This window comes from Enterobacter cloacae complex sp. IR5450 (assembly GCF_049238665.1).
In the GTDB taxonomy this organism is placed as follows: Bacteria; Pseudomonadota; Gammaproteobacteria; order Enterobacterales; family Enterobacteriaceae; genus Enterobacter; species Enterobacter hormaechei_C.
The window spans coordinates 39,561-61,754 of sequence record NZ_JBMKIC010000028.1 but is presented as its reverse complement, the minus strand read 5'-3'; the positions used below and the strand labels follow the sequence as shown (position 1 = coordinate 61,754).

Here is a 22,194-nt window from a genome sequence, read left to right as displayed (position 1 = left end):
AAAAAGCTGGGAAAAGAGTACAGTAATATGGTCATGGTGGCATGACCATATTACTGGGGATCCCTCAGCCCACGGGGAGAGGGGAGCATTTGTTACGGCATATGCTCACGCTTGAGGTACTCTTCGCTCTGCATCTCTTGCAGGCGCGACAGGCAGCGCTGGAACTCAAACTTCAGGCGCTCGCCCTGATAGATCTCATATAAAGGCACCTCGGCGCTGACCACCAGCTTAACGTGGCGCTCGTAAAACTCATCTACCAGCGCGATGAAGCGGCGCGCTTCGCTCTCCATGAGTGGGGTCATAACGGGCACATCCCACAACATAACGGTATGGAACAGACGTGAAAGCGCAATGTAGTCATGCTGGCTGCGGGCGTCCACGCAGAGCGTTGCAAACGAGACGGCCAGCGTCTGGTTCTCTACGCCAAGCGTCGACAACGGGCGATGATTAATCTCCAGCGCTGGCGCGTTATCCCGCGGTGCCCCTGCCAGCGCCAGCCACAGTTTATCCATCTCGCTGGCTGTGTCGGCGTTCAGCGGTGAAAGCCACAGGTGCGCCTGCGTTAATGTGCGCAGACGATAATCGACGCCGGCATCGACATTCATGATGTCGCAGTGCTGTTTAATGGCATCTATGGCTGGCAGGAAACGCGCCCGCTGAAGACCATTGCGATAAAGCTCATCCGGCGGGATATTTGAGGTCGCCACCAGGGTGATCCCACGCGCAAACAGCGCTTTCATGAGGCCCCCCAGCAGCATGGCATCCGTAATATCGGAAACAAAGAACTCGTCGAAGCAGAGCACGTCCGTTTCCGCCTTGAAGCGATCGGCCACAATCTCCAGCGGGTCGGTTTCGCCCTGGAGCGCCGTCAGCTCTTCATGGACCCGCAGCATAAAACGGTGAAAGTGCAGACGCTGCTTACGCGTGCCGGGCAGGCTCTGGTAGAACATGTCCATCAGCCAGGTCTTACCCCGCCCAACGCCACCCCACATATATAATCCACGAACCGGTGCGTTTACCTTGGGCTCTTTTTTGCCCAGTAAACGGCCGAATGCCGCCTTCAGCCCACTGCTCTGCACCGCATCGGCGGGTTTCGCCAGAATTTCCTGATAAATCGTGTCCAGGCGGTTAACCGCTTCACGCTGGACATCATCCGGCTGGTGTGTGCCCTCGCTCAGGGCCAGTTGGTAACGCGATGAAGGGGACAGGTTTTGCATGATGTTGTTGTTATTCCTTTAGTTAAACCTCACCAGCGCGCGTGGCTGATGAAAAAAAGGCCGTTCTACACTACGCGATGATACGTCAGGATTCCACTTCTGCGGAAATAGCGGTTATAGTGGCATAATCAGGCACAGGCAGGAGCCGAGCCAACACCCTACGGAACAACAAGACAACGGGAGAAGTTCATGACCTGGGAATATGCGCTAATCGGTTTAGTCGTCGGCATCATCATTGGTGCTGTGGCCATGCGTTTCGGTAACCGCAAATTGCGTCAGCAGCAGTCACTGCAATACGAACTGGAAAAGAACAAAGCCGAACTGGAAGAATATCGCGAAGAGCTGGTCAGCCACTTTGCCCGTAGCGCTGAGCTGCTGGACAACATGGCGACAGATTATCGCCAGCTCTACCAGCACATGGCGAAAAGCTCCAGCAGCCTGCTGCCGGAAATGACCGCGGAGACCAACCCCTTCCGCAATCGTCTGGCTGATTCTGAAGCCGGTAACGATCAGGCTCCGGTTCAGATGCCACGCGACTATTCAGACGGCGCGTCCGGCCTGCTGCGCGGTGGCGTAAAACGCGATTAATCGCACAACCTGAATAAATTTTACGGGCGCACCTTATGCGCCCGTCCTTTCTTCCCGTCCCCAGCTATTATTTAGTCAAACACCTCATTGTTCAGCGGTTGAAAATTCAATAACATCAAGATGTTTTTGGGGCCGTTCTTTTTCATTCCAGGATACGAGAGTCAGCATCGATGAAGAAAAAAAACCAGCTGTTGAGCGCCTTAGCGTTAAGTGTCGGGTTATCTCTCTCGGCGTCCTTCCCCGTCAGTGCGGCACTGCCTTCGCAGGTGCCTGGACAAGAAGCCATTCCCAGCCTTGCGCCGATGCTTGAAAAAGTCCTGCCTGCGGTAGTCAGCGTTCAGGTGGAAGGGACGGCACGCCAAAGCCAGCGTATTCCCGAAGAGCTGAAGAAATATTTTGGCGAAGACGCGCCGGATCAGCAGGCTCAGCCGTTTGAAGGTCTGGGCTCAGGGGTAATTATCGACGCGGCTAAGGGCTATATCCTGACCAATAACCACGTGATCAGCCAGGCCGATAAAATCAGCGTTCAGCTGAACGATGGCCGGGAGTTTGACGCCAAACTGATCGGCGGTGACGATCAGAGTGATATCGCCCTGCTACAGGTACAAAACCCCAGCAACCTGACCCAGATCGCCATTGCTGATTCCGATAAGCTGCGCGTCGGTGATTTTGCTGTCGCGGTCGGTAACCCGTTCGGCTTAGGCCAGACCGCCACCTCCGGAATTGTCTCCGCCCTGGGGCGCAGCGGCCTGAATCTCGAAGGGCTGGAAAATTTCATCCAGACCGATGCCTCCATCAACCGGGGCAACTCCGGCGGTGCGCTGCTTAATCTGAACGGTGAGCTGATCGGCATCAACACCGCTATCCTCGCGCCAGGCGGCGGCAGCATCGGGATTGGTTTTGCCATTCCGAGCAACATGGCGAAAACTCTGTCTCAACAGCTGATTCAGTTTGGCGAGGTTAAGCGCGGTCTGCTGGGCATCAAAGGCATGGAGATGAGCGCCGATATCGCCAAAGCCTTTAAGCTCAACGTCCAGCGCGGGGCGTTTGTCAGCGAAGTGTTGCCCAACTCAGGCTCTGCGAAAGCGGGCGTGAAATCCGGTGACGTTATTGTCAGCCTGAACGATAAACCGCTGAGCAGCTTCGCTGAATTACGTTCGCGTATTGCCACCACGGAGCCTGGCGCTAAAGTGAAGCTGGGCCTGATCCGCGAGGGCAAACCGCTGACCGTGGAAGTGACGCTGGACAAGAGCACCTCCTCTTCCGCCAGCGCAGAACAGATCTCCCCGGCTCTACAGGGCGCTACGCTGAGCGATGGTCAGCTTAAAAACGGCACGAAAGGCATTTCTGTCACTACCGTTGAGAAGAGCAGCCCGGCCGCGCAGGCAGGTTTGCATCAGGACGACGTGATCGTGGGCGTGAACCGTACTCGCGTGCAGTCTATTGCCGAAATGCGTAAGGTGCTGGAGAGTAAACCGGCGGTCATTGCCCTGCAAATTATCCGTGGCAACGATACCCTCTACATTTTACTGCGTTAACCATTTGCGACTCCGGGCATCGCCGCTGCGTGTGATGTCCGGATAACTCATGTTATGCTGCAAACCGTTCCTTTTTTAACGACACACGCATCATGCTTTTAAAGCTCTTTCGTTCAATTGTCATTGGTTTGATCGTTGCCGGTCTGCTGCTGGTGGCTATGCCATCTTTACGCCAGTTCAACAAACTGTCGGCTCCTCAGTTCGACAGCACGGATGAAACGCCTGCGACGTACAATCAGGCGGTACGCCGTGCCGCCCCCGCCGTGGTTAACGTCTATAACCGCGGGCTTAACAGTTCCGCTCATAACCAGCTGGAGATCCGCACGCTCGGTTCCGGTGTGATCATGGATGACCGGGGCTACATCATCACCAATAAACACGTCATTAACGATGCCGACCAGATTATCGTCGCCTTGCAGGATGGCCGCGTGTTTGAAGCCCTGCTGGTGGGGTCGGACAGCCTGACCGATCTGGCGGTGCTGAAGATCAACGCCACCGGCGGTCTGCCGACTATCCCGATTAATCGCAAACGAACGCCGCATATCGGCGATGTGGTACTGGCGATCGGTAACCCGTACAACCTGGGCCAGACCATCACTCAGGGGATCATCAGCGCGACCGGTCGAATCGGCCTGAACCCGTCAGGGCGGCAGAACTTCCTGCAAACCGATGCCTCTATCAACCACGGTAACTCCGGCGGTGCGCTGGTGAACTCTCTGGGCGAACTGATGGGCATTAACACCCTCTCCTTCGACAAGAGCAACGACGGCGAAACGCCGGAAGGGATTGGCTTTGCCATTCCATTCCAGCTGGCGACCAAGATCATGGACAAGCTGATCCGCGATGGCCGCGTGATCCGTGGCTACATCGGTATTGGTGGGCGTGAAATCGCACCGATGCATACGCAGGGCGGTGGTATCGATCAGATCCAGGGGATTGTGGTCAACGAAGTGGCGCCTGGCGGCCCGGCGGCCAATGCAGGTATCCAGGTGAACGACGTTATCCTTTCCGTCAACGGTACGCCAGCGGTCTCTGCGCTGGAAACCATGGACCAGGTGGCTGAGATTCGCCCGGGCTCCATCATCCCTGTTGAAGTCATGCGTAATGACAAGAAGCTGACGATCCAGGTCACCATCCAGGAATACCCGGCCACTAACTGACGGGCATAAAAAACGGAGCTTAGCGCTCCGTTTTTTTTACCGGGACAAGATCACTTGTTAACGAACTCTTCGCCCAGCGTGATGTCTTTCTTCAGCGTATCCAGCATGCCTTCCATCGCGTTTTGCTCAAACGCGCTCAGCGTGCCGATAGACTTACGCTCTTCAACACCGTTTTTACCCAGCAGCAGCGGCTGAGAGAAGAAGCGCGCGTGTTCACCGTCGCCTTCAACATAGGCGCATTCAACAACGCCTTTTTCGCCCTGCAACGCGCGAACCAGAGACAGGCCGAAACGTGCCGCCGCCTGACCCATAGACAGGGTTGCAGAACCGCCACCCGCCTTCGCTTCCACCACTTCGGTGCCTGCGTTCTGAATGCGTTTAGTCAGGTCAGCCACTTCCTGCTCGGTGAAGCTCACGCCCGGGATCTGCGACAGCAGAGGCAGGATGGTCACGCCAGAGTGACCGCCGATAACCGGCACTTCCACTTCCGTTGGCTGCTTGCCTTTCAGCTCAGCCACGAAGGTGTTGGAGCGGATGATATCCAGCGTAGTTACGCCGAACAGTTTGTTCTTGTCGTAAACGCCTGCTTTCTTCAGTACTTCTGCTGCGATGGCAACGGTGGTGTTCACCGGGTTGGTGATGATACCGATGCACGCTTTCGGGCAGGTTTCAGCGATCTGCTGAACCAGGTTTTTCACGATGCCCGCGTTGACGTTGAACAGGTCTGAACGATCCATACCCGGTTTACGTGCAACACCCGCGGAGATCAGCACCACGTCGGCACCCTGCAACGCAGGACGCGCATCTTCACCGGAGAAGCCTTTGATTTTCACAGCTGTCGGGATGTGGCTCAGGTCAACCGCCACACCTGGGGTTACCGGAGCAATATCGTACAGGGAGAGTTCTGAGCCTGAAGGCAGTTGGGTTTTCAGTAGTAGGGCAAGCGCCTGGCCGATACCACCAGCAGCGCCGAGGACTGCGACTTTCATCCTAAACTCCTTATTATGGTTAACTTAAGTATCTGTAACTCCGTTGCGGCGACCATAATTCAGCACGTCATTAATTACAATTTTCATCGCTAAAGAATTTGAGGTCGCACGTCTTTCACCTTCACCTGAATACTATCGGGCTGTAGGCAACAACGAATTAAGAGGGGGTTACAATACACCCTGCCACGCCACCAAAACAACATCATTTTGATAACATTTAATTTACTTTTAAGGTTATTTGCGCGGCGTGACCCAGGCATGTTTTCCGATAACGAAATCTGATAAAATCTCTCCCTTTCATAACATTATTTCAGCCTGGCGTCAGGTAGATAATTTGCATAAAAATTCATCCACATGCATAATAATGTTGTTTCTATCGTCATATTCCGGGTGACTTATGCGAAGCTCGTCTAAGCAAGAAGAATTAGTGAAGGCGTTTAAAGCGCTACTCAAAGAAGAGAAATTCAGTTCTCAGGGAGAAATTGTTCAGGCGTTGCAGGAACAAGGCTTCGACAACATCAACCAGTCGAAGGTCTCTCGCATGTTAACCAAGTTTGGAGCGGTGCGTACGCGCAACGCCAAAATGGAAATGGTTTATTGCCTGCCTGCTGAACTTGGCGTGCCAACGACCTCCAGCCCGCTGAAAAACCTGGTTCTGGACATCGACTATAACGATGCCGTGGTCGTGATCCACACCAGCCCGGGCGCAGCCCAGCTGATTGCCCGCCTGCTGGACTCGCTGGGTAAAGCAGAGGGGATCCTCGGGACCATCGCCGGTGATGACACCATTTTTACCACCCCGGCAAATGGTTTCTCGGTGAAAGACCTCTACGAAGCGATTCTGGTCCTGTTCGAACAGGAGCTGTAATTGTCTGCCCCGTAGCGCCTGACTGCGGGGATCATTCTGCTGCTTCCGCATTTTACCCTGCTTTTCTCTGCCTGCTGTTTTTGCAAATAGTGCTTTTTACCACCTGTTAACATTCATTCAGTGAATGATCTGCCGCAAAATCGCACAAAAAATCAAATTGATCTATCCCTTTGATTTAGACAAGAAAAAACCATAAACCTCGCATTGTGGCGCTCCTTTTTATGCATTCGCGTTATAAAAAATGATTTTTTTAACACGTAATAACAGGCGAAACCATTAGTCTGGTATTAATTTTTTGCGTGATTAGTGTATACTTGATTTTGTGATGAGGGTCACAGAACAAAGACCCCAGTAAAATAATTGACGAGGTAAATAATCATGAAAATTAAAACCACTGTAGCTACCCTGAGCGTACTGTCAGTCCTGTCATTCGGTGCGTTTGCAGCCGACACCATTAATGCCGAACAGGCACAATCCCGTCAGGCTATCGGGACTGTTTCTGTTGGTGCCATCGGTACGTCTCCGATGGACATGCACGAAATGCTGAACAAAAAAGCGGAAGAACAGGGTGCGTCATCTTATCGCATCATCGAAGCGCGCAGTGGCGACCACTGGCACGCTACCGCAGAACTTTACAAATAAACCCTCGTCGTATCTCATCATACGACTTGCCCCTGACCTCCCGGTCAGGGGCTTTTTTATCACTGGCGCACGTTGAAACGCAGTTGCCCTTCCAGCTCCTCCTCCGCTTCATCAAACAATAAAATCAATGCGCCAAAGCGTCTGCGCAGTTTTTCAGGCAGATGGGTAAATTCGATTTCCAGCGGTAACGGCAGCCTGTCGCCGGTAACCACATCCCACAGCATATCAAGATTGCTTACGCTGCCCCGCTCCAGGTCGAACGCCCGAATAAACTCGCGATAGAAGTCTTCCTGACTCTCAATTTCGTCAAAATCAAAGGTATAAATTTTCATTGCCAGCCACCCGGTACAGGCGGGCGGCAAATGCCGCCCTGTCTATTATAATCCCCCGATATGCAGGGTTTTAACTTCCAGAAACTCTTCCAGCCCCAGCACGGACCCCTCGCGGCCCAGCCCGGACTCTTTTACGCCCCCAAACGGACCCAGTTCGGTCGAGACCGCACATTCATTAATTCCGATCATGCCGCTCTCAATGGCCTGTGAGACGCGGAACACGCGCGAAAGATTCTGGGTATAAAAGTAGGCCGCCAGCCCGTAAGGCGTATTGTTAGCGCGCATAACCACTTCGTCTTCCGACGTGAAGCGGAAGCAGGCGGCAACGGGACCAAAGGTCTCCTCTTCTGCCAGCTTCATGCCTTCATGGCAGTCACCGAGTACGGTTGGCATCCAGAAGTTGCCGCCAAGTTCGTGCGGTTTACCCCCAGCCAGCACCGTGGCGCCCTTCGCTACCGCATCTTCGACGTGCTCACGCACTTTCTCGACAGCCGAAGGCTCAATCAGCGGGCCGACAACGACGCCCTCGTCCAGACCGTTACCCACCTTCAGCGCCTTCACCGCATCGGCAAGTTGATTGACGAACTTGTCATAGACCGTCTCCTGAATATAGAAACGGTTTACGCTGACGCAGACCTGCCCGGCGTTACGGAACTTATTGGCGATCGCGCCTTTGACGGCGGCATCAATATCCGCGTCCTCGAAAACGATATACGGCGCATTACCGCCCAGCTCCATCGATACCTTTTTCATGGTCTCTGCGGAATTGCGAACCAGCGTTTTCCCGACGGCGGTTGAACCCGTAAACGAGATTTTGCGCACGTCATGGCTGGCCATAATGGCGTCGCTAATTTCTGAGGTGCTCCCCGCGACCGCATTCAGCACACCATCCGGCACACCGGCCTGCTTCGCCAGCGTCAGCAGCGCAAAGGCGCTCAGCGGCGTGTTGTTTGCAGGTTTGATCACGCCGGTACATCCTGCTGCCAGCGCCGGGCCGAGCTTACGGGTGAGCATAGCCATCGGGAAATTCCATGGCGTGATAGCAGCAACCACCCCGACAGGTTCACGAGTGGCCAGAATACGGGAGCCAGGTTTAACCGGAGGAATGATTTCACCGTTGGCGCGCTTGGCCTGCTCGGCAAACCACTGAATGAAGCTGGCAGCGTAGTCCACCTCACCTTCAGCCTCTTTCAGCGGCTTGCCCTGCTCGGTAGTCATCAGCCGCCCGAGCCAGCTTTTGTTCTCGATAATCAGTTCATACCAGCGATAGAGGATCGCGGAACGCTCTTTTGCCGTTTTTGCGCGCCATGCGGGAAAGGCCTTCGTCGCGGCCACAATGGCCTCTTCGGTTTCGGCTTTTCCTGCTTTCGCCACTTTCGCAATGACTTCGCCCGTGGCCGGGTTTAGCACATCAAACGTGGTGTCGAGTGTTTTCCAGATACCGTTGACCAGATACCCGGTCTGAAAAAGAATACTGTCCTGAAGAGCCTGGGTTGTCATGTGTCCTCCCTTCCTGAATGTTTGAACCTGCAAGAATAAGTATAGCCACAAAAAAACCGACGCTTTTGGCGTCGGTTTTCTCTTCGTTAGCTGTCTGTCAGCGCATTCTGGTAGCGGTGCAGCATAAACACCAGCCGCTCTACCGGCTCGGTAACCTGCGGCGGCGCTTCCCAGATCCGCAGTTTCTCCTGGTAGATATCCAGCTCCTCCAGCAGTTGCTTAAAGTAGCGGCGACGTTTGTCATCACTGGATGCCGATATCACATGGTCCGCCGTGCGCCGTAGCTGGCGGTGGAAGGCGGACAAATCGTCGTTGATCGGCACTGGCGCGTTCCGCAGACGCTGGTGCGCGATAATCATGGTTAACGCCAGGCGGAAGCGGGCGACATCGCCCGGGAATTTATTTAGCAACAGGAACAGCTGCTGATAGAGCGCCGGCAGGTGGTTCTCCTTGCGCCGCGCGGTGTTGGTGGTCAAGGACGATACGGCGGCCGATACAAACTGATTCAGCAGCACGCGCCCTGTCCGCGCCTGAGAGTTATCCCGCACCAGCAGGATCACCATCATTGCCAGGAAACAGCCCACCAGCTGACCTAGTGCGCTATCCAGGAACTGACTGAAATGGAAGGTCATCGGGTTATCCAGCACGATGATGTTAATCGTACTCGCCAGTGCGCCTAACGATCCCAGACGGCGTTTTTGTACCTCAATCCCGATAAAGAACGCCATCACCGCCAGGCTGATGCAGAGCAAAAGCATGCTTTGCTGCGTCGAGGGAATAATCACCAGGAAGTAGAGCGCGCCAATGGGTAACGCCGCAATGGTGCCGTACAGAAAATCGATCGCGACCATGCGCGGGTTGGGCAGACGCATCGCCAGCGCGGTGACGACGGCAATCATCACCATCGCGCCGCTGCCAGACGTCCAGCCGGTCCACAGCCAGAACAGCGTGCCGAGTATACAGGCCAGGGTGGTACGCCAGAAGTTAACCATCGCATGATGGCGCTCGGCGGATTCAGGTTTGATCACCACTTCGCCCTGTAACACCTCTTCTTCCGCCGCACTGATTTTGGTGTTGCTAATCACGCCGCGTTTCAGGAGCAGGTAGCGCGTTGCGGCGCCTACCCAGGTATAAATGGTGACTGGCGTATCCCGTTCTCCTGTCCACGCAATCACACGACGCATGCGTTTAAGCTGTCGATGCACGTCCTGCACCGTCTCCACAGGCTCATCAAACAGTTCGCGGAAAGTATCCGTTACCACTTCGGGGCGGGTGTTCTGAATCAGGTAGGTTTCACACGCCTGGGTGATCAGCGTTAACGAGACGGTATTGATCGCTTTCAGACGACGGTTGGCCCGCTCCCAGCGGGAAGACTCCATATTGAGGTTACTGCGCATCCCTTCCAGCGCCTGCGTGCGGCGCACCAGCGCACTCCAGGACTTGTCGACCTCTTCGCTGTCGCCGTGCTTAATGCACAGCTGCATGAGCTGGTACTGAGCAACAATCAGCGCGTCCAGCTCACGATCGACTTCCTGCTTGATCGATCGCGGAGAGAAGAGCAGGTCTGCGACAATCGCGCAGACGATACCAATGACAATCTCGCTGCAACGTTCCACGGCGAACTGCGGAGCAAGCAGCGGTTCACTCTGAATGGTGATGATAATAATCAGCGCGGTATATCCCGCCAGACCCCAGGCGTACGAGTTCTCCACCTTCACCAGCGAAGAGACCCAGGTGCAAAAACCCGCCCAGATACAGCATACAATCAGCATCAGCAGCGGCGTGCGGATCATCAGGATGATAATGGTCAGGGCGGCGATACAGCCGATAAAGGTGCCGATAATACGCAGCATCCCGCGATAGCGAATTGCCCCGGAGTAAGGTTCGCCACCCGCCGCGAAGGCAGGACCGGCGGCGACGATCGCGGCGGTCAGAACGGCCCAGCGCGGCGTTTCAAGCTGGAAATGGAAGCCAACAAACAGCGCCAGCACAATGGCGCATGCCAGCTTCACGGCGAAGCGGATGTGCTGGCTGGCGATGGAAAAAATGCCCATAGCGATCAACCAAACTCGCGCAGGCGATGGGCGATTTGTCGGAAGATCGAATCCTGGCTGGCATCACGGTCTTTTTCACCCGTGATCACCACCGTCGCCGTGGTGCCTGCGGGCCAGAGGTTGCTCTGCTGCTCATCCAGACGAATGCGTACCGGTACGCGCTGCGCCAGACGAACCCACTCGAGGTTAGAATCGACGGTCGCCATCCCTTTTGAATCATTGGTACTGCTGGAGTTGGTCACCCCCGCGGCCACGCTGTCCACGGTTCCCTTCAGGACCCGGTTGCTGCCGAGCGGCGTGATTTCGGCGCGATAGCCCGGACGCACGCCTTCCAGCTTGGTCTCTTCCATATAGGCGAGGACGTAGAAAGAGTTCTGTTTCACCAGCGCCACGGCCGTAGAGCCGCGCGTGATAAACTCGCCCGCATAGACATTGAGGTTGGTCACCCAGCCATCGGACGGGGCGCGGATAACGGTACGTTCCAGATCGAGCTTCGCCAGATCGCGCGTCGCCTGCGCTTTTGCCAGCTGATGCAGCACGGTTTGCAGCACGTTATTGGACTGGTCAATCTCTTCCCGGGACATGGCCTGGATGCCCAGCTTGTTACGGCGTCCTGCTTCACGGCGTTTTTCAGAGGCCAGCGCGTTGTAATACGCCACGTCGGCTTCCGCTTCTTCCAGCGCTTTTTGATAGCGCGGCTGGTCGATGGTGAACAGCACCTGATCTTTTTTCACCAGTTGGTTATCGTGGACGTTGACTGCCGTAATGAGACCGGCGACATCGGGCGCTATCGCGACCACCTCCGCGCTGAAACGCGCATCGCGCGTCCACGGGGATTCGGTGTAATAAACCCAGGCGCGAAAAATAGCGATGAACGCCAGGATGACCAGCGCCATAGTGATGGCAGTGCGGGAGATTTTTCTTGTTAGCGTTTTCACATCAACCTCAGACAAACATGCGCGATATTAAATAGAACAGGCAGCAATACAGCGCGGTATTGAACAATGCAGGATGCCAGACGAAATCATAAATCCCGGTAGGGACCAGCACCTTGCGCACCAGCCAGAAGATCGCCAGTGATAAAAGAAGCTCGAAAAATATCGGTGGGAACGACAAACCGAACACCACGATAACGGGAAACAGACTCATGTTGACCTTGATTAAAGAGAGTGCAGGTTACTGGATTTTTATGCTCGCGCCGCCGCAGGAGAGCAAGAATTGCCGGGCGAGAGTGGCGCAGCCGTTATGTAATTAATAATATATTAACGTAACTGTTATGCTGTTATCTATCATATGTGATCTAAATCACTTTTAAGCCAGAGTGAATAATGGAACGTCTAAAACGCATGTCCGTCTTTGCGAAAGTGGTTGAGCAAGGCTCTTTTACCGCCGCAGCACGTCAGCTACAAATGAGCGTCTCATCCATTAGTCAGACAGTGTCAAAACTGGAAGATGAGCTTCAGGTGAAGCTGCTCAACCGCAGCACCCGCAGCATCGGGCTGACGGAAGCGGGTAAAATTTACTATCAGGGCTGCCGTCGAATGCTGCATGAAGTGCAGGACGTTCACGAGCAACTCTATGCCTTTAACAACACGCCTATCGGCACGCTGCGTATCGGGTGTTCTTCAACTATGGCACAAAATGTTCTCGCTGCCATGACGGCGGAAATGCTGAAAGAGTATCCCGGTTTAACCGTTAATCTGGTTACGGGCATTCCGGCACCGGACCTGATTGCCGATGGGTTAGACGTGGTGATCCGCGTTGGCGCGTTGCAGGACTCTAGCCTGTTCTCGCGTCGACTGGGCAGCATGCCGATGGTGGTCTGCGCTTCGAAAAGCTACCTGGCACAGTATGGCGTGCCGGAGAAACCTGCCGATCTGAGCAACCACTCGTGGCTGGAATACAGCGTTCGGCCAGATAACGAATTTGAACTGATCGCGCCGGAAGGGCTTTCCACTAAACTGCTGCCTGAAGGCCGCTTCGTCACCAACGATCCGATGACCATCTCACGCTGGCTGGTGGCCGGGGCCGGGATCGCCTACGTACCGCTGATGTGGGTGATCAACGAGATCAACAGCGGCGTGCTGGAGATCCTCTTCCCGCGCTACCAGTCCGATCCGCGTCCGGTGTACGCGCTCTATACGGAAAAGGACAAGCTGCCGCTGAAGGTGCAGGTCTGTATTAACTATCTGACGGACTATTTTGTGGAAGTGGCGGAGCTGTTTCAGGGCATGCGGGGCAGAAGGAAAGAGTAGGCTTTTCCCCTCTCCCCGTTGGGGAGAGGGTTAGGGTGCGGGGGAAAATTTACGCCGTGCCGCCCACCGTCAGATTATCTACTTTCAGCGTAGGCTGACCGACGCCCACAGGCAGGCTCTGGCCCTCTTTGCCGCAAACGCCCACGCCGTTATCCAGCTTCAGATCGTTACCGACCATGGAAATCTGCTGCATGGCCTCAATGCCAGAGCCAATCAGGGTTGCGCCTTTCACCGCTTTGGTCACTTTGCCCTTCTCAATCAGATACGCCTCTGAGGTAGAGAAGACAAATTTGCCGGAGGTGATATCCACCTGACCGCCGCCAAAGTTTGGCGCGAAGATCCCGTAATCAACGGATTCGATAATCTCCTGCGGCGTGGATTTGCCCGGCAACATGTAGGTGTTGGTCATGCGCGGCATCGGCAGGTGCGCGTAGGATTCACGACGGCCGTTACCCGTTGGCGCTACGCCCATCAGGCGCGCGTTAAGCTTGTCCTGCATGTAGCCTTTCAGTACGCCGTTTTCGATCAGCACGTTGTACTGGCCCGGCGTGCCTTCATCGTCGATAGAAATCGAGCCGCGACGGTCGAGCATGGTGCCATCATCCACCACGGTACACAGTTCGGAGGAGACAAGCTGCCCCATCTGACCGCTGAATACGGACGTCCCGCGACGGTTGAAATCACCCTCAAGGCCGTGACCGACCGCTTCGTGCAGCAGCACGCCAGGCCAGCCTGCGCCCAGAACCACCGGCAGCGTACCGGCAGGAGCCGCCACGGCAGACAGGTTGACCAGCGCCATGCGCACGGCTTCTTTTGCCCACGCATCAGCGCGCGCTTCGCCGTCAACGTCGCCGAGGAACCAGTCGTAGCCAAAACGACCGCCGCCACCGCTTGAGCCGCGCTCGCGCTTGCCGTCGTCTTCAACCTGCACGCTGATAGAGAGACGCACCAGCGGGCGAACATCCGCCGCCAGGGTACCGTCCGTCGCCGCCACCAGGATCAGTTCATAAACACCGGTCAGGCTGGCAGAGACTTCCTGCACGCGTTTATCCGCCGCGCGAGCCACTTTGTCCACGCGACGCAGGATGTCGAGCTTCTCTTCGCGGCTCATGCTTTGCAGCGGGTCGATGCTGGTATAGAGCGCAGCGTGCTGCACTTCACCCAGCGTTTTCACGCGACCATCTCCGGTATCACGCACAATGGTGCGCGCGGCCTGCGCGCTCTGCTCAAGTGCGGCGAGGCTAATCTGATCGGCATAAGCAAAACCGGTTTTCTCCCCGCTGACGGCGCGCACGCCGACGCCCTGGTCGATGTTGTAAGAGCCATCTTTAATGATGCTGTCTTCTAAAACCCAGGATTCGTGATAGCTCGACTGGAAATAGAGATCGCCGTAGTCGAGGCGGCGTTCGGTCAGTTGACCAAGAATGGAGAACAGGTCCTGATGGCTCAGGCCGTTCGCTGCGAGCAAATGTTCACTTACCAGGTTCAGACTCATCTATTGCTACTCGTTCGTTGCCGCCCGTGGCGGTATAAAGATCGTATTTATTGAGAGTGAGGCAATTACCTGCCCACGTCAAATCATTGCGGTGCTTCTTTGCGCGGCTGGCGCAGCACCTCGTTAATCTGCGGTTTATCGACCGGACCGGTAATGCGATAGCGCAGAATAGAGACCTTGCTCCACAGCGGCCCCAGCACTTTACTGGCGGCAAACACCGCCGCACCGACAATCGGGTTCACCACAAAGGCCGCCGCAACGCCCACGCTTGCGGAAATTTCCGGCGCCACCACGGCTTCCATATCCAGTTCGCGACGCACGAGGTTGACCGAGCCTTTCATGGCGATATCCGCTTCCAGGCCATCCACCAGCGTATCGTCCGTATGCAGAACGCCGTCTTTGATCCACGCCGTACTGCGAATGGAATCGTAGTAGAAACCTTCGCTGAAGGTGTCGCTGAAATCGAAGCGCAGCTTGCGCAGCAGCGCATCAAAACTCAGCAGGCGCAGGATCTGCCCGGCGCGCCCCGTGCTCACGTCGGCAATCTCACCCTTACCGAAGTTGGTTTTCAGGATGCCGTTAAGCGAAGCTTCATCGGGTGTCCACGGCGCAGCGCGCCAGTGCAGATCGTAATTCACATCGAAGGACGATCCGCGAAGCGGCGTGCTAATGCCGAAGAAGTTAGCCGCGGCGTCCAGCTTATTGCCTTTAATATCGCCTTTCAGCGAGGTGCGTTGTTCACCCGGTTTGTTCACCCATTCGCCCGCGGCAGTCATGCGGCCAAAGCCGGTATCCACCAGCCCACCAGAGAGGCTCAGCGTATTTCCCTGAATGGCAAAATCACCGTCGATACGGCCATATTTCTGTCCCCACAGCCAGCACTCCGCGCAGCGCAGCTGGAGATCGGGCCAGCCGCTGAAATCCACGCGCGACGTCCCATTGCCACTGACAGGAGAAGTGCTTGTCGACTCTGCTTTAGACGCCGTAAAGGTCGGATTGTAATAGAGATAACGGATAGCCGCCTGCCATGGCGCGTGATCGCGCATGATCAACGAACCGTTGATCTCACGCCCCTGCGCCTCGACCTTTGAGCCGTTTACCGTCGGCCGGGAGACAATACTCAGGTTGTTCCACTGCTGCCCGCCCAGCGTCAGCGCAGGCGTGCGCAAGGTAATGGACTGCGGGAACTGCGCCGTTTGGTCGACGTTTTGCCCGACACCTTTCTGGAACAGTGCCAGCCACTCTGCGCCATCCATCGGCGGGAGATTCAGTTCAACGCCCGCCTGCTCCGGCAGCGGCGGCGTGGTACGGCTGTCCGTCGTCCAGATCGCCCTGTCCAGCGTCAGCTTGCGGTTAAGCAGCCAGCGGCTGTTGAAGTGGTTTGTTCCGCCCGCGTTTCCGGTTAAATCGAAGCTGTTAAGGTTGCCCGCAACCTTAACGTTGACGGGCAATGCTTCACCGCTTTTTTTATTCAGCGGCGCGGGAAGCTGGCTGCTGAGGTTTTTTAGATCGCCCGTAATGTCGACGTTATAGCGCGCACCGGCATGATAAGGCAGGTCGATGGCGACCTTGCCATTCCATGACACCGCACCGTCCACCGCATTCTCAATCGGCTTCGGCAGAACATCCATGCGTGACGGCTGCCAGTTCGCGTCCATATTGACCGCCACCTGGTAGGCTTTATCGCCCTCGGTGGTGGAGAAATCGATATTAACGGGTTGATTGAACCAGGTCGCTTTAAGCGGCTCACTTTTCAGCGTGCCGTTAACAAAGCTGAACTGACCGCTGAGGTTTTTCAGGGTGCTGTCCAGCGGCTTGATATAGAGGCTGTTGTTATTAAGGCGAACGTCGCCTTTGGCGGTGGTCAATTCACCGTCCAGCGGGATATCCAGATGTAAGCGAGCATTCACATCGCCATCTAACTGCAACTGCTGAAGGGTGGCTGCCAGGGAGTCATTCAGCGGCGTATCTTCAAAGTACGGGCCAACCGCTTTACCCGGCCCCTTAATATCCGCATCAATCAGCAGCTTCTCTTTGGAATAATCCGGGATGTTTGCCGTCAGGTTGCTTGCCGTTACGCCGCCCAGCGCGACGCTGTCCGTCTTCATCCACAAGCCGTCATTCAGGAAGTTGAGTTCAATATCCAGATTCTTCAGCGCCGGCCAGTCTGGCTGGAAGGCATAGGTGGCGTTGCGTAGCGGCACCAGAACCTGGAACTGGCCTTCGTTGTGCTTATACGGGAACAGGTGCGGGTTGCCGCCGTAGACCAGCGTGGCGTTATCCGCCTGGCCGCCCTGAATAGCGCCGCTGAGATAGTCCACCAGCGCTTTCCCCATCAGGTTTTCCGGGAAGTAGCGCCACGCCTGTGAACCGTCATCTGTGCTGATGCCCGCCAGAATACCCAGCCACGGCTCATCGCCTTCAGGCTGTAGATAACGGAAATTACCACGGGCATGTACCGCTTTGGCTTTTACATCAATATCGCGGCCATCGAGCTGAAAACCTTTGTCATTCTTCAGCCAGTTGAGAGTGGCATTTCCCTTTTCGATCTCCAGTGGCGCACGGAAGACCGTTTCGTACGGCATTTTCGCGTCCTGCATTTCTGCCGTCAGCCTGCCGTTTTCCACGCTTCCTTCCAGTTTACCGCTGAAGTGCTCGGCACCCGGCAGCAATTTCCACTGTTTCCATGCGAGATTTTTCCATGCCGCCTGAAAACGCGTCTTTTCCGTAGCCTGGAGCGGAATATCCAGCGCCAGTCGGTTTATCTGCCCGCTCGGCTGCGTCGCCAGCCAGATTTCGCCCAGCTCCGGTGAAAGTTTTGCGGCCATTGAACGCAGCCCTTCAATCGCCGTCAGATCCAGGTTACTGGCGCGGATACGCAGCTCGTCGCTGCGTTTACCGTTTATCCCGCCGACGTCCTGTTCCGGCATCCACGCCAGCGTCAGCGCGCCGCGCGGCCAGGGTTTGTTATCCATGGAGATGCGCGTATCCGGAATGGCGAACTGCCAGCCGCCTTTATCTTGCGTCACGTGTGCGGTGAGGTTATCGACGGAAAGTTGATGCTGATGGTTTTCCCCTTTCCAGCTCGCGCCCCCCTGCTTAAGCCAGATATCGCCGCTGGCGAACGCCCCGTTCGTCAGCGTCATCCAGCCTTCCAGGCTGAAGCGCGCGGTCTCCAGCTGCATGTTCTGCTGTAGCCACTCACCGAGCCACGGCTTCACGTCCACGTCGTCCGCCTGTAGCCAGACCCTGCCGTTGTTCAGCAGGCCATTGTCGTCACGCAGATCCATCCGCACCTGCATAACCCCGTGCTGCCCGTTCAGGCTGGAGAGATTCACCTGCCCCTCGGCGCGGTGGCGATCTTTCCCGTTTAACCAGGTCAGCTGTGGGATCGCCAGCTCAGCGCGCTGACCGGAAAGAGTAATAAAGCTCACTTCGCTGTCGCGCAGATCGAAATGATCGAACTGCCGCAGGAACAGATCGCTGATACGGCTGGTTTCCAGCCCTCGATCGCTGTCGCCGCTTTGCAGCGACGTGTTAGTCATCAGCTGAAGTTGCCAGAAGGTGAGATCGCGAAACTGCCAGCGCAGATGCAGCAGGCTTTGCCAGACATCCAGCGCCAGGGTGACGCGTTTGATTTTGAGGTGGCCGCCATCTTTCAGGCTGGCGCTAATATCCCGCGCATCTAGCGTCGGGCCAAAGTTCTGCCAGCTTGCCTCGATATGACTCACGTCCACCGGCAGGCCGGTGGCGGATTCGATTTTTGCCAGAATCTGCGGACGCCAGCTGTCCAGATGCGGCAAGGCGAGACGCAGCCCGCTCACGAGCAACGCGACAATCACGACCAGCGTTGCCCCTGTAAGCAGTAAAATCCCCGGCAATCGCCTCACGCGTCTCTCCTTGTCAGCCTTAAATCTCGCAGCGAACTGCGTTTACATCATGACGACGTCAAACTGCTCCTGGTTATAGAGCGGCTCAATTTGCACTTTTACCTGTTTGCCGACAAAGATTTCCACTTCCGCCAGCGCGTGCGACTCTTCCCCTTTCAGGGCCTCCGCCACCGCAGGGGAAGCATAGACCAGAAAACGGTCTGAGTCGTAGGCATGATGGACACGGACAATTTCACGCATGATCTCGTAGCAGACCGTCTCCACCGTCTTTACCGTTCCGCGTCCATGGCAGGTTGGACACTCATTACACAGGACATGTTCCACGCTTTCGCGGGTCCGTTTCCGGGTCATTTCCACAAGACCGAGCTGCGAGAAGCCATTGATGCTGGTTTTCACGCGGTCCTTACTCAGCGCCTGCTCAAGAGAGTGCAGCACGCGACGGCGGTGATCTTCATTGTTCATATCGATAAAGTCGATGATGATAATGCCGCCCAGATTACGCAGGCGAAGCTGACGCGCGATGGCCTGCGTCGCTTCGATGTTGGTGTTGAAGATGGTGTCATCGAGGTTGCGATGGCCGACAAACGCGCCGGTGTTGATATCGACGGTGGTCATCGCTTCGGTTTGATCGATGATCAGATAGCCACCCGATTTCAGCTCAACCTTACGCTCCAGCGCACGCTGGATTTCGTTTTCAACGTCATAGAGGTCAAATATCGGCTGGCGTCCGGTGTAATGCTCCAGCAGACCCGGCATTTCCGGGATGTACTCGGCGGTGAACTCCAGTAAGGCTTCGTACGTCAGACGGGAGTCCACGCGGATGCGGTCAAGCTGGGCGTCGGCGAAATCACGTAATACGCGCTGAGCGAGCGCCAGCTCACCGTACAGCCGGTAGCGGGTCTGGTTGCGTTTTTTACGCTCCATCACTTTGGTCCAGACGCGCTTCAGGTAGGCCGCATCCGAGGCGAGATCTTCTTCGCTGATCCCTTCCGCCGCGGTACGGATAATAAACCCGCCCTGCTCGTCGCAGTAGGCGCTGACCACCTTTTTCAGGCGCTCACGCTCGCTTTCGCTCTCAATACGCTGTGACACGCCGACGTGCGACGCCCCCGGCATAAACACCAGGTAGCGTGAAGGCAGGGTGATGTCGGTGGTCAGACGCGCGCCTTTAGTGCCCAGCGGATCTTTTACCACCTGCACCATCAGATCCTGGCCCTGACGCACCAGCTCAGAGATGTCGCGCACGGCAAACTGCTTTTGCTCTTCGCCTGCCACACATTCGGTGTGCGGCATGATATCGGAGGCATGTAAAAACGCCGCCTTATCGAGCCCAATATCTACAAAAGCCGCCTGCATACCCGGCAGGACACGACTGACACGACCTTTGTAGATATTGCCTACGATTCCGCGTCGCGCTTCACGCTCAATATGAATTTCCTGAAGAATGCCACCATCAATGTAGGCCACACGGGTTTCCGATGGCGTTACGTTTACCAACAATTCAGCCGTCATAATTATCCCTTCCCTCACGCAGTGAGTTAAAATTGCTCAGCAACTCATACGTTTCCACCAGCGGTAAGCCGACTACGGCGTGATAGCTGCCATTTATCTTCCTGACAAAACAGCCACCCAACCCTTGAATACCGTATGCACCTGCTTTATCCATAGGTTCACCGCTGGCGATATAGCCGGCGATCTCCTCGTCGGTGAGGACTCTGAACGTCACTTCCGTTACCACAAGGCAATCCAGAGCGTACTGGCTGTCTGCCAGCGCTACCGCCGTCATCACCTGATGGGTTTGTCCGGACATGTTACGCAGCATCCGCGCCGCATGGTCTGCGTCGCGGGGTTTCTCAAGCACCTCACCATTGAGAATGACAATGGTATCCGCACCCAGCACCGGTAAGTCACGCGGCACGCATGCCACGCCCGCCTGCGCTTTTTCACGCGCCAGACGAGAGACATACTGCTGAGCGCTTTCACCCTCAGCACGTTTTTCTTCAATACCGGTAACGATGCGTTCGAAGGAGACACCCAACTGCGCGAGCAGTTCCTGGCGACGCGGAGAACCGGAGGCAAGATACAAAGACGTCATAGAAACCTTTTATTGCACGGCAAACTGCTGGCGAATTTTACGCATCAGCAGGAACAGCCACGGCCAGAGCACACCGTTTACTACACTACTCCAGAACACTTCCGGTCGGAAAGAGACGTTGATCACTAAAAACTCTGCCCAGAAAACAACGATATCCGCAGCGAGCGACAACAACATCACTACCAGCGCCTGTTGCCAGAGCGCAAGGTTACGAAAGAGCTGGAATTTGAGTGCGACGAGATACGCAATAATGCTCATGGATAAGGCGCGGACGCCAAGCGTAGAGCCACTGATAAGATCCAGTATGGCACCCATCACAAAACCTGTGCCGACATTTACGCGGTGCGGCAGGGCAAGGATCCAGTAGAGCAAAATGAGCAATACCCAGTTTGGCCGGAAAACAAGAATGTCGTCCGGCCAGGGCATAATTTGCAGCAACAGTGCAACGAGGAATGAGAGCCAGATTACCCAGCGCCCCTGGCTACGATAACTGGCCACTACTGCCCTCCACCCGAGACTTGCGGCGGTGGCGGCGCATCCGGCAGCGGCTGCGTTAACCCCGTCGCCGGAGCCGGTACGGGTGCAGGTGGTCCCATCGCATCCGGCGCAGGCAGTACCTGCGGCATCATCTGCATCAGGCGTTCATTCGCCACGCGATGCACATCTTCCGGGGTCATCGGGTTAGCTCCGTTACGATCGGCGCCCCATAGCAGCAGCAGGTAGCGCAAACGCTGCAAGCCGGCCGTTGGACGCGCCTGAATCACGGTGTAGGCACGCTGAGTGTCGAGCTTCACGGAAGAGACAACCGCAACCGGGTAGCCCTCAGGGAAACGACCGCCCAGACCGGACGTCACTAGCACGTCGCCCACGCGGATATCCGTGTTGGCGGGCAGATGTTCCAGTTGCAGATCGTCCGTGCAGCCGTTACCGGCGGCAATCACGCGAATATCGTTACGCAGCACCTGAATCGGCAGTGCATGGGTGGCATCGCAAATCAGCAGCACGCGGCTGGTCAGTTTGGCAACCGCCACAACCTGGCCCACGACGCCTTTATCGCTGATGACAGGCTGACCTTCGTATACGCCGTTCACGCTGCCTTTATCAATCACCACCTGATCGCTGTACGGATCGTTTACGGTGGAGATCACCTGGGTGACCATTTTCTGTTCATCCTGGCGCAGCGGCGAGCCAAGCAGTTCACGCAGGCGTGCGTTTTCCTGCTTATATTGCCCCAGCATCAGCAGCTCGCTGTTTTTCAGCAGCAGTTCCTGGCGTAACGCACGGTTTTCGAGTTCGAGCTGGTCACGCGATGAGAGCGTTTGCGACACGGAGTCGAGCAGTTCACGGGGACCATTTGAAATAAAGTAGAAAGGACTGACGGCGGTATCCATGTACGTTCGGATCTGGCTGAACGTACCGAGGCGGCTATCGGCAATAATGACCCCGAGCGCAACCAGAACCGCCAGGATCAGGCGAAACTGTAGCGACGGGCCACGGCTAAAAATTGGCTTCATAGGCTATGCGTATTCTCGCGTCAGAGAGAAAGGGTAGCAAATTGCTACCCTCTCACA

19 protein-coding genes are annotated in these 22,194 nt (G+C 56.0%); 6 read left to right on the top strand and 13 right to left on the bottom strand.

Annotated features, from left to right (window positions below; genetic code table 11):
* Positions 1-92 precede the first annotated feature (92 nt).
* On the bottom strand, positions 93-1,217 hold the full coding sequence (gene zapE / locus ACOTYB_RS18665) for a cell division protein ZapE (RefSeq protein WP_045343299.1): 1,125 nt from the start codon (positions 1,215-1,217) through the stop codon (positions 93-95).
* 189 nt (positions 1,218-1,406) lie between these two features.
* Here zapE and zapG point away from each other — a divergent pair, with 189 nt between their 5' ends.
* The 3 genes from zapG to degS all read left to right on the top strand — a co-directional run bounded on the left by zapG (position 1,407) and on the right by degS (position 4,503).
* Positions 1,407-1,805: a Z-ring associated protein ZapG gene (gene zapG / locus ACOTYB_RS18660; RefSeq protein WP_003860432.1), complete on the top strand. Its 399-nt coding sequence runs from the start codon at positions 1,407-1,409 to the stop codon at positions 1,803-1,805.
* A 170-nt stretch (positions 1,806-1,975) separates the two neighbouring features.
* Positions 1,976-3,343 (top strand): serine endoprotease DegQ, encoded by a 1,368-nt coding sequence (gene degQ / locus ACOTYB_RS18655; protein ID WP_003860431.1) that lies wholly within the window; start codon positions 1,976-1,978, stop codon positions 3,341-3,343.
* Positions 3,344-3,435: 92 nt separating this feature from the next.
* Positions 3,436-4,503 carry an outer membrane-stress sensor serine endopeptidase DegS gene (gene degS / locus ACOTYB_RS18650; RefSeq protein WP_003860430.1) on the top strand — a complete coding sequence of 356 codons (1,068 nt, stop codon included), beginning with the start codon at positions 3,436-3,438 and terminating at the stop codon, positions 4,501-4,503.
* 50 nt (positions 4,504-4,553) lie between these two features.
* Here degS and mdh read toward each other — a convergent pair whose 3' ends face one another.
* Positions 4,554-5,492 (bottom strand): malate dehydrogenase, encoded by a 939-nt coding sequence (mdh, locus tag ACOTYB_RS18645; RefSeq protein ID WP_003860429.1) that lies wholly within the window; start codon positions 5,490-5,492, stop codon positions 4,554-4,556.
* A gap of 397 nt (positions 5,493-5,889) precedes the next feature.
* Here mdh and argR point away from each other — a divergent pair, with 397 nt between their 5' ends.
* Together argR and yhcN are read left to right on the top strand one after the other, a co-directional pair.
* Positions 5,890-6,360, top strand: a complete 471-nt coding sequence (gene argR, locus ACOTYB_RS18640; RefSeq protein ID WP_003860428.1) for a transcriptional regulator ArgR — start codon at positions 5,890-5,892, stop codon at positions 6,358-6,360.
* A 378-nt stretch (positions 6,361-6,738) separates the two neighbouring features.
* The gene (gene yhcN, locus ACOTYB_RS18635; RefSeq protein WP_003860426.1) at positions 6,739-7,002 is read left to right on the top strand and encodes a peroxide/acid stress response protein YhcN; all 264 of its coding nucleotides are present in this window, start codon (positions 6,739-6,741) and stop codon (positions 7,000-7,002) included.
* A gap of 59 nt (positions 7,003-7,061) precedes the next feature.
* Here yhcN and ACOTYB_RS18630 read toward each other — a convergent pair whose 3' ends face one another.
* The 5 genes from ACOTYB_RS18630 to aaeX form a co-directional block, all read right to left on the bottom strand.
* Positions 7,062-7,334, bottom strand: a complete 273-nt coding sequence (locus ACOTYB_RS18630) for a barstar family protein (protein ID WP_003860424.1) — start codon at positions 7,332-7,334, stop codon at positions 7,062-7,064.
* 45 nt (positions 7,335-7,379) lie between these two features.
* Positions 7,380-8,834 (bottom strand): NAD-dependent succinate-semialdehyde dehydrogenase, encoded by a 1,455-nt coding sequence (locus tag ACOTYB_RS18625; protein WP_003860422.1) that lies wholly within the window; start codon positions 8,832-8,834, stop codon positions 7,380-7,382.
* Positions 8,835-8,920: 86 nt separating this feature from the next.
* A complete protein-coding gene (gene aaeB, locus ACOTYB_RS18620) occupies positions 8,921-10,888 on the bottom strand; it encodes a p-hydroxybenzoic acid efflux pump subunit AaeB (protein WP_409249005.1) in 1,968 nt (655 codons plus the stop codon).
* A gap of 5 nt (positions 10,889-10,893) precedes the next feature.
* Positions 10,894-11,826 carry a p-hydroxybenzoic acid efflux pump subunit AaeA gene (gene aaeA / locus ACOTYB_RS18615; protein ID WP_003860417.1) on the bottom strand — a complete coding sequence of 311 codons (933 nt, stop codon included), beginning with the start codon at positions 11,824-11,826 and terminating at the stop codon, positions 10,894-10,896.
* A gap of 7 nt (positions 11,827-11,833) precedes the next feature.
* Positions 11,834-12,037, bottom strand: coding sequence for a p-hydroxybenzoic acid efflux pump operon protein AaeX (gene aaeX, locus ACOTYB_RS18610; RefSeq protein ID WP_003860416.1), 204 nt, complete (start codon positions 12,035-12,037; stop codon positions 11,834-11,836).
* Positions 12,038-12,216: 179 nt separating this feature from the next.
* Here aaeX and aaeR point away from each other — a divergent pair, with 179 nt between their 5' ends.
* Entirely contained in the window at positions 12,217-13,143 is a 927-nt protein-coding gene (gene aaeR / locus ACOTYB_RS18605; protein WP_003860415.1) for an HTH-type transcriptional activator AaeR, read from the top strand.
* Between the two features lie 49 nt (positions 13,144-13,192).
* On the opposite strand, the gene tldD is transcribed toward aaeR, so the two are convergent.
* The 6 genes from tldD to mreC all read right to left on the bottom strand — a co-directional run bounded on the left by tldD (position 13,193) and on the right by mreC (position 22,137).
* On the bottom strand, positions 13,193-14,638 hold the full coding sequence (gene tldD, locus ACOTYB_RS18600; RefSeq protein WP_003860414.1) for a metalloprotease TldD: 1,446 nt from the start codon (positions 14,636-14,638) through the stop codon (positions 13,193-13,195).
* 83 nt (positions 14,639-14,721) lie between these two features.
* The gene (gene yhdP, locus ACOTYB_RS18595; protein WP_409249004.1) at positions 14,722-18,528 is read right to left on the bottom strand and encodes an AsmA2 domain-containing protein YhdP; all 3,807 of its coding nucleotides are present in this window, start codon (positions 18,526-18,528) and stop codon (positions 14,722-14,724) included.
* A 42-nt stretch (positions 18,529-18,570) separates the two neighbouring features.
* Positions 18,571-20,040, bottom strand: a complete 1,470-nt coding sequence (rng, locus tag ACOTYB_RS18590; protein WP_003860405.1) for a ribonuclease G — start codon at positions 20,038-20,040, stop codon at positions 18,571-18,573.
* Positions 20,030-20,623 carry a Maf family protein gene (locus tag ACOTYB_RS18585; protein WP_032608002.1) on the bottom strand — a complete coding sequence of 198 codons (594 nt, stop codon included), beginning with the start codon at positions 20,621-20,623 and terminating at the stop codon, positions 20,030-20,032. The genes rng and ACOTYB_RS18585 overlap by 11 nt, the downstream gene beginning before the upstream one ends.
* A gap of 9 nt (positions 20,624-20,632) precedes the next feature.
* Positions 20,633-21,121 carry a rod shape-determining protein MreD gene (gene mreD, locus ACOTYB_RS18580; protein ID WP_003860402.1) on the bottom strand — a complete coding sequence of 163 codons (489 nt, stop codon included), beginning with the start codon at positions 21,119-21,121 and terminating at the stop codon, positions 20,633-20,635.
* Positions 21,121-22,137, bottom strand: a complete 1,017-nt coding sequence (gene mreC / locus ACOTYB_RS18575; protein WP_003860400.1) for a rod shape-determining protein MreC — start codon at positions 22,135-22,137, stop codon at positions 21,121-21,123. The genes mreD and mreC overlap by 1 nt, the downstream gene beginning before the upstream one ends.
* Positions 22,138-22,194 lie beyond the last annotated feature (57 nt).

What these genes read in the sequence shown, in the direction of transcription:
- ACOTYB_RS18585 (WP_032608002.1), bottom strand. Translation starts at nt 20,623, where the DNA reads ATGACGTCTTTGTATCTTGCCTCCGGTTCTCCGCGTCGCCAGGAACTG.
- degS (WP_003860430.1), top strand. Translation starts at nt 3,436, where the DNA reads ATGCTTTTAAAGCTCTTTCGTTCAATTGTCATTGGTTTGATCGTTGCC.
- degQ (WP_003860431.1), top strand. Translation starts at nt 1,976, where the DNA reads ATGAAGAAAAAAAACCAGCTGTTGAGCGCCTTAGCGTTAAGTGTCGGG.
- zapG (WP_003860432.1), top strand. Translation starts at nt 1,407, where the DNA reads ATGACCTGGGAATATGCGCTAATCGGTTTAGTCGTCGGCATCATCATT.
- mdh (WP_003860429.1), bottom strand. Translation starts at nt 5,492, where the DNA reads ATGAAAGTCGCAGTCCTCGGCGCTGCTGGTGGTATCGGCCAGGCGCTT.
- zapE (WP_045343299.1), bottom strand. Translation starts at nt 1,217, where the DNA reads ATGCAAAACCTGTCCCCTTCATCGCGTTACCAACTGGCCCTGAGCGAG.
- argR (WP_003860428.1), top strand. Translation starts at nt 5,890, where the DNA reads ATGCGAAGCTCGTCTAAGCAAGAAGAATTAGTGAAGGCGTTTAAAGCG.
- aaeR (WP_003860415.1), top strand. Translation starts at nt 12,217, where the DNA reads ATGGAACGTCTAAAACGCATGTCCGTCTTTGCGAAAGTGGTTGAGCAA.
- rng (WP_003860405.1), bottom strand. Translation starts at nt 20,040, where the DNA reads ATGACGGCTGAATTGTTGGTAAACGTAACGCCATCGGAAACCCGTGTG.
- yhcN (WP_003860426.1), top strand. Translation starts at nt 6,739, where the DNA reads ATGAAAATTAAAACCACTGTAGCTACCCTGAGCGTACTGTCAGTCCTG.
- aaeB (WP_409249005.1), bottom strand. Translation starts at nt 10,888, where the DNA reads ATGGGCATTTTTTCCATCGCCAGCCAGCACATCCGCTTCGCCGTGAAG.
- aaeX (WP_003860416.1), bottom strand. Translation starts at nt 12,037, where the DNA reads ATGAGTCTGTTTCCCGTTATCGTGGTGTTCGGTTTGTCGTTCCCACCG.
- ACOTYB_RS18630 (WP_003860424.1), bottom strand. Translation starts at nt 7,334, where the DNA reads ATGAAAATTTATACCTTTGATTTTGACGAAATTGAGAGTCAGGAAGAC.
- mreC (WP_003860400.1), bottom strand. Translation starts at nt 22,137, where the DNA reads ATGAAGCCAATTTTTAGCCGTGGCCCGTCGCTACAGTTTCGCCTGATC.
- ACOTYB_RS18625 (WP_003860422.1), bottom strand. Translation starts at nt 8,834, where the DNA reads ATGACAACCCAGGCTCTTCAGGACAGTATTCTTTTTCAGACCGGGTAT.
- tldD (WP_003860414.1), bottom strand. Translation starts at nt 14,638, where the DNA reads ATGAGTCTGAACCTGGTAAGTGAACATTTGCTCGCAGCGAACGGCCTG.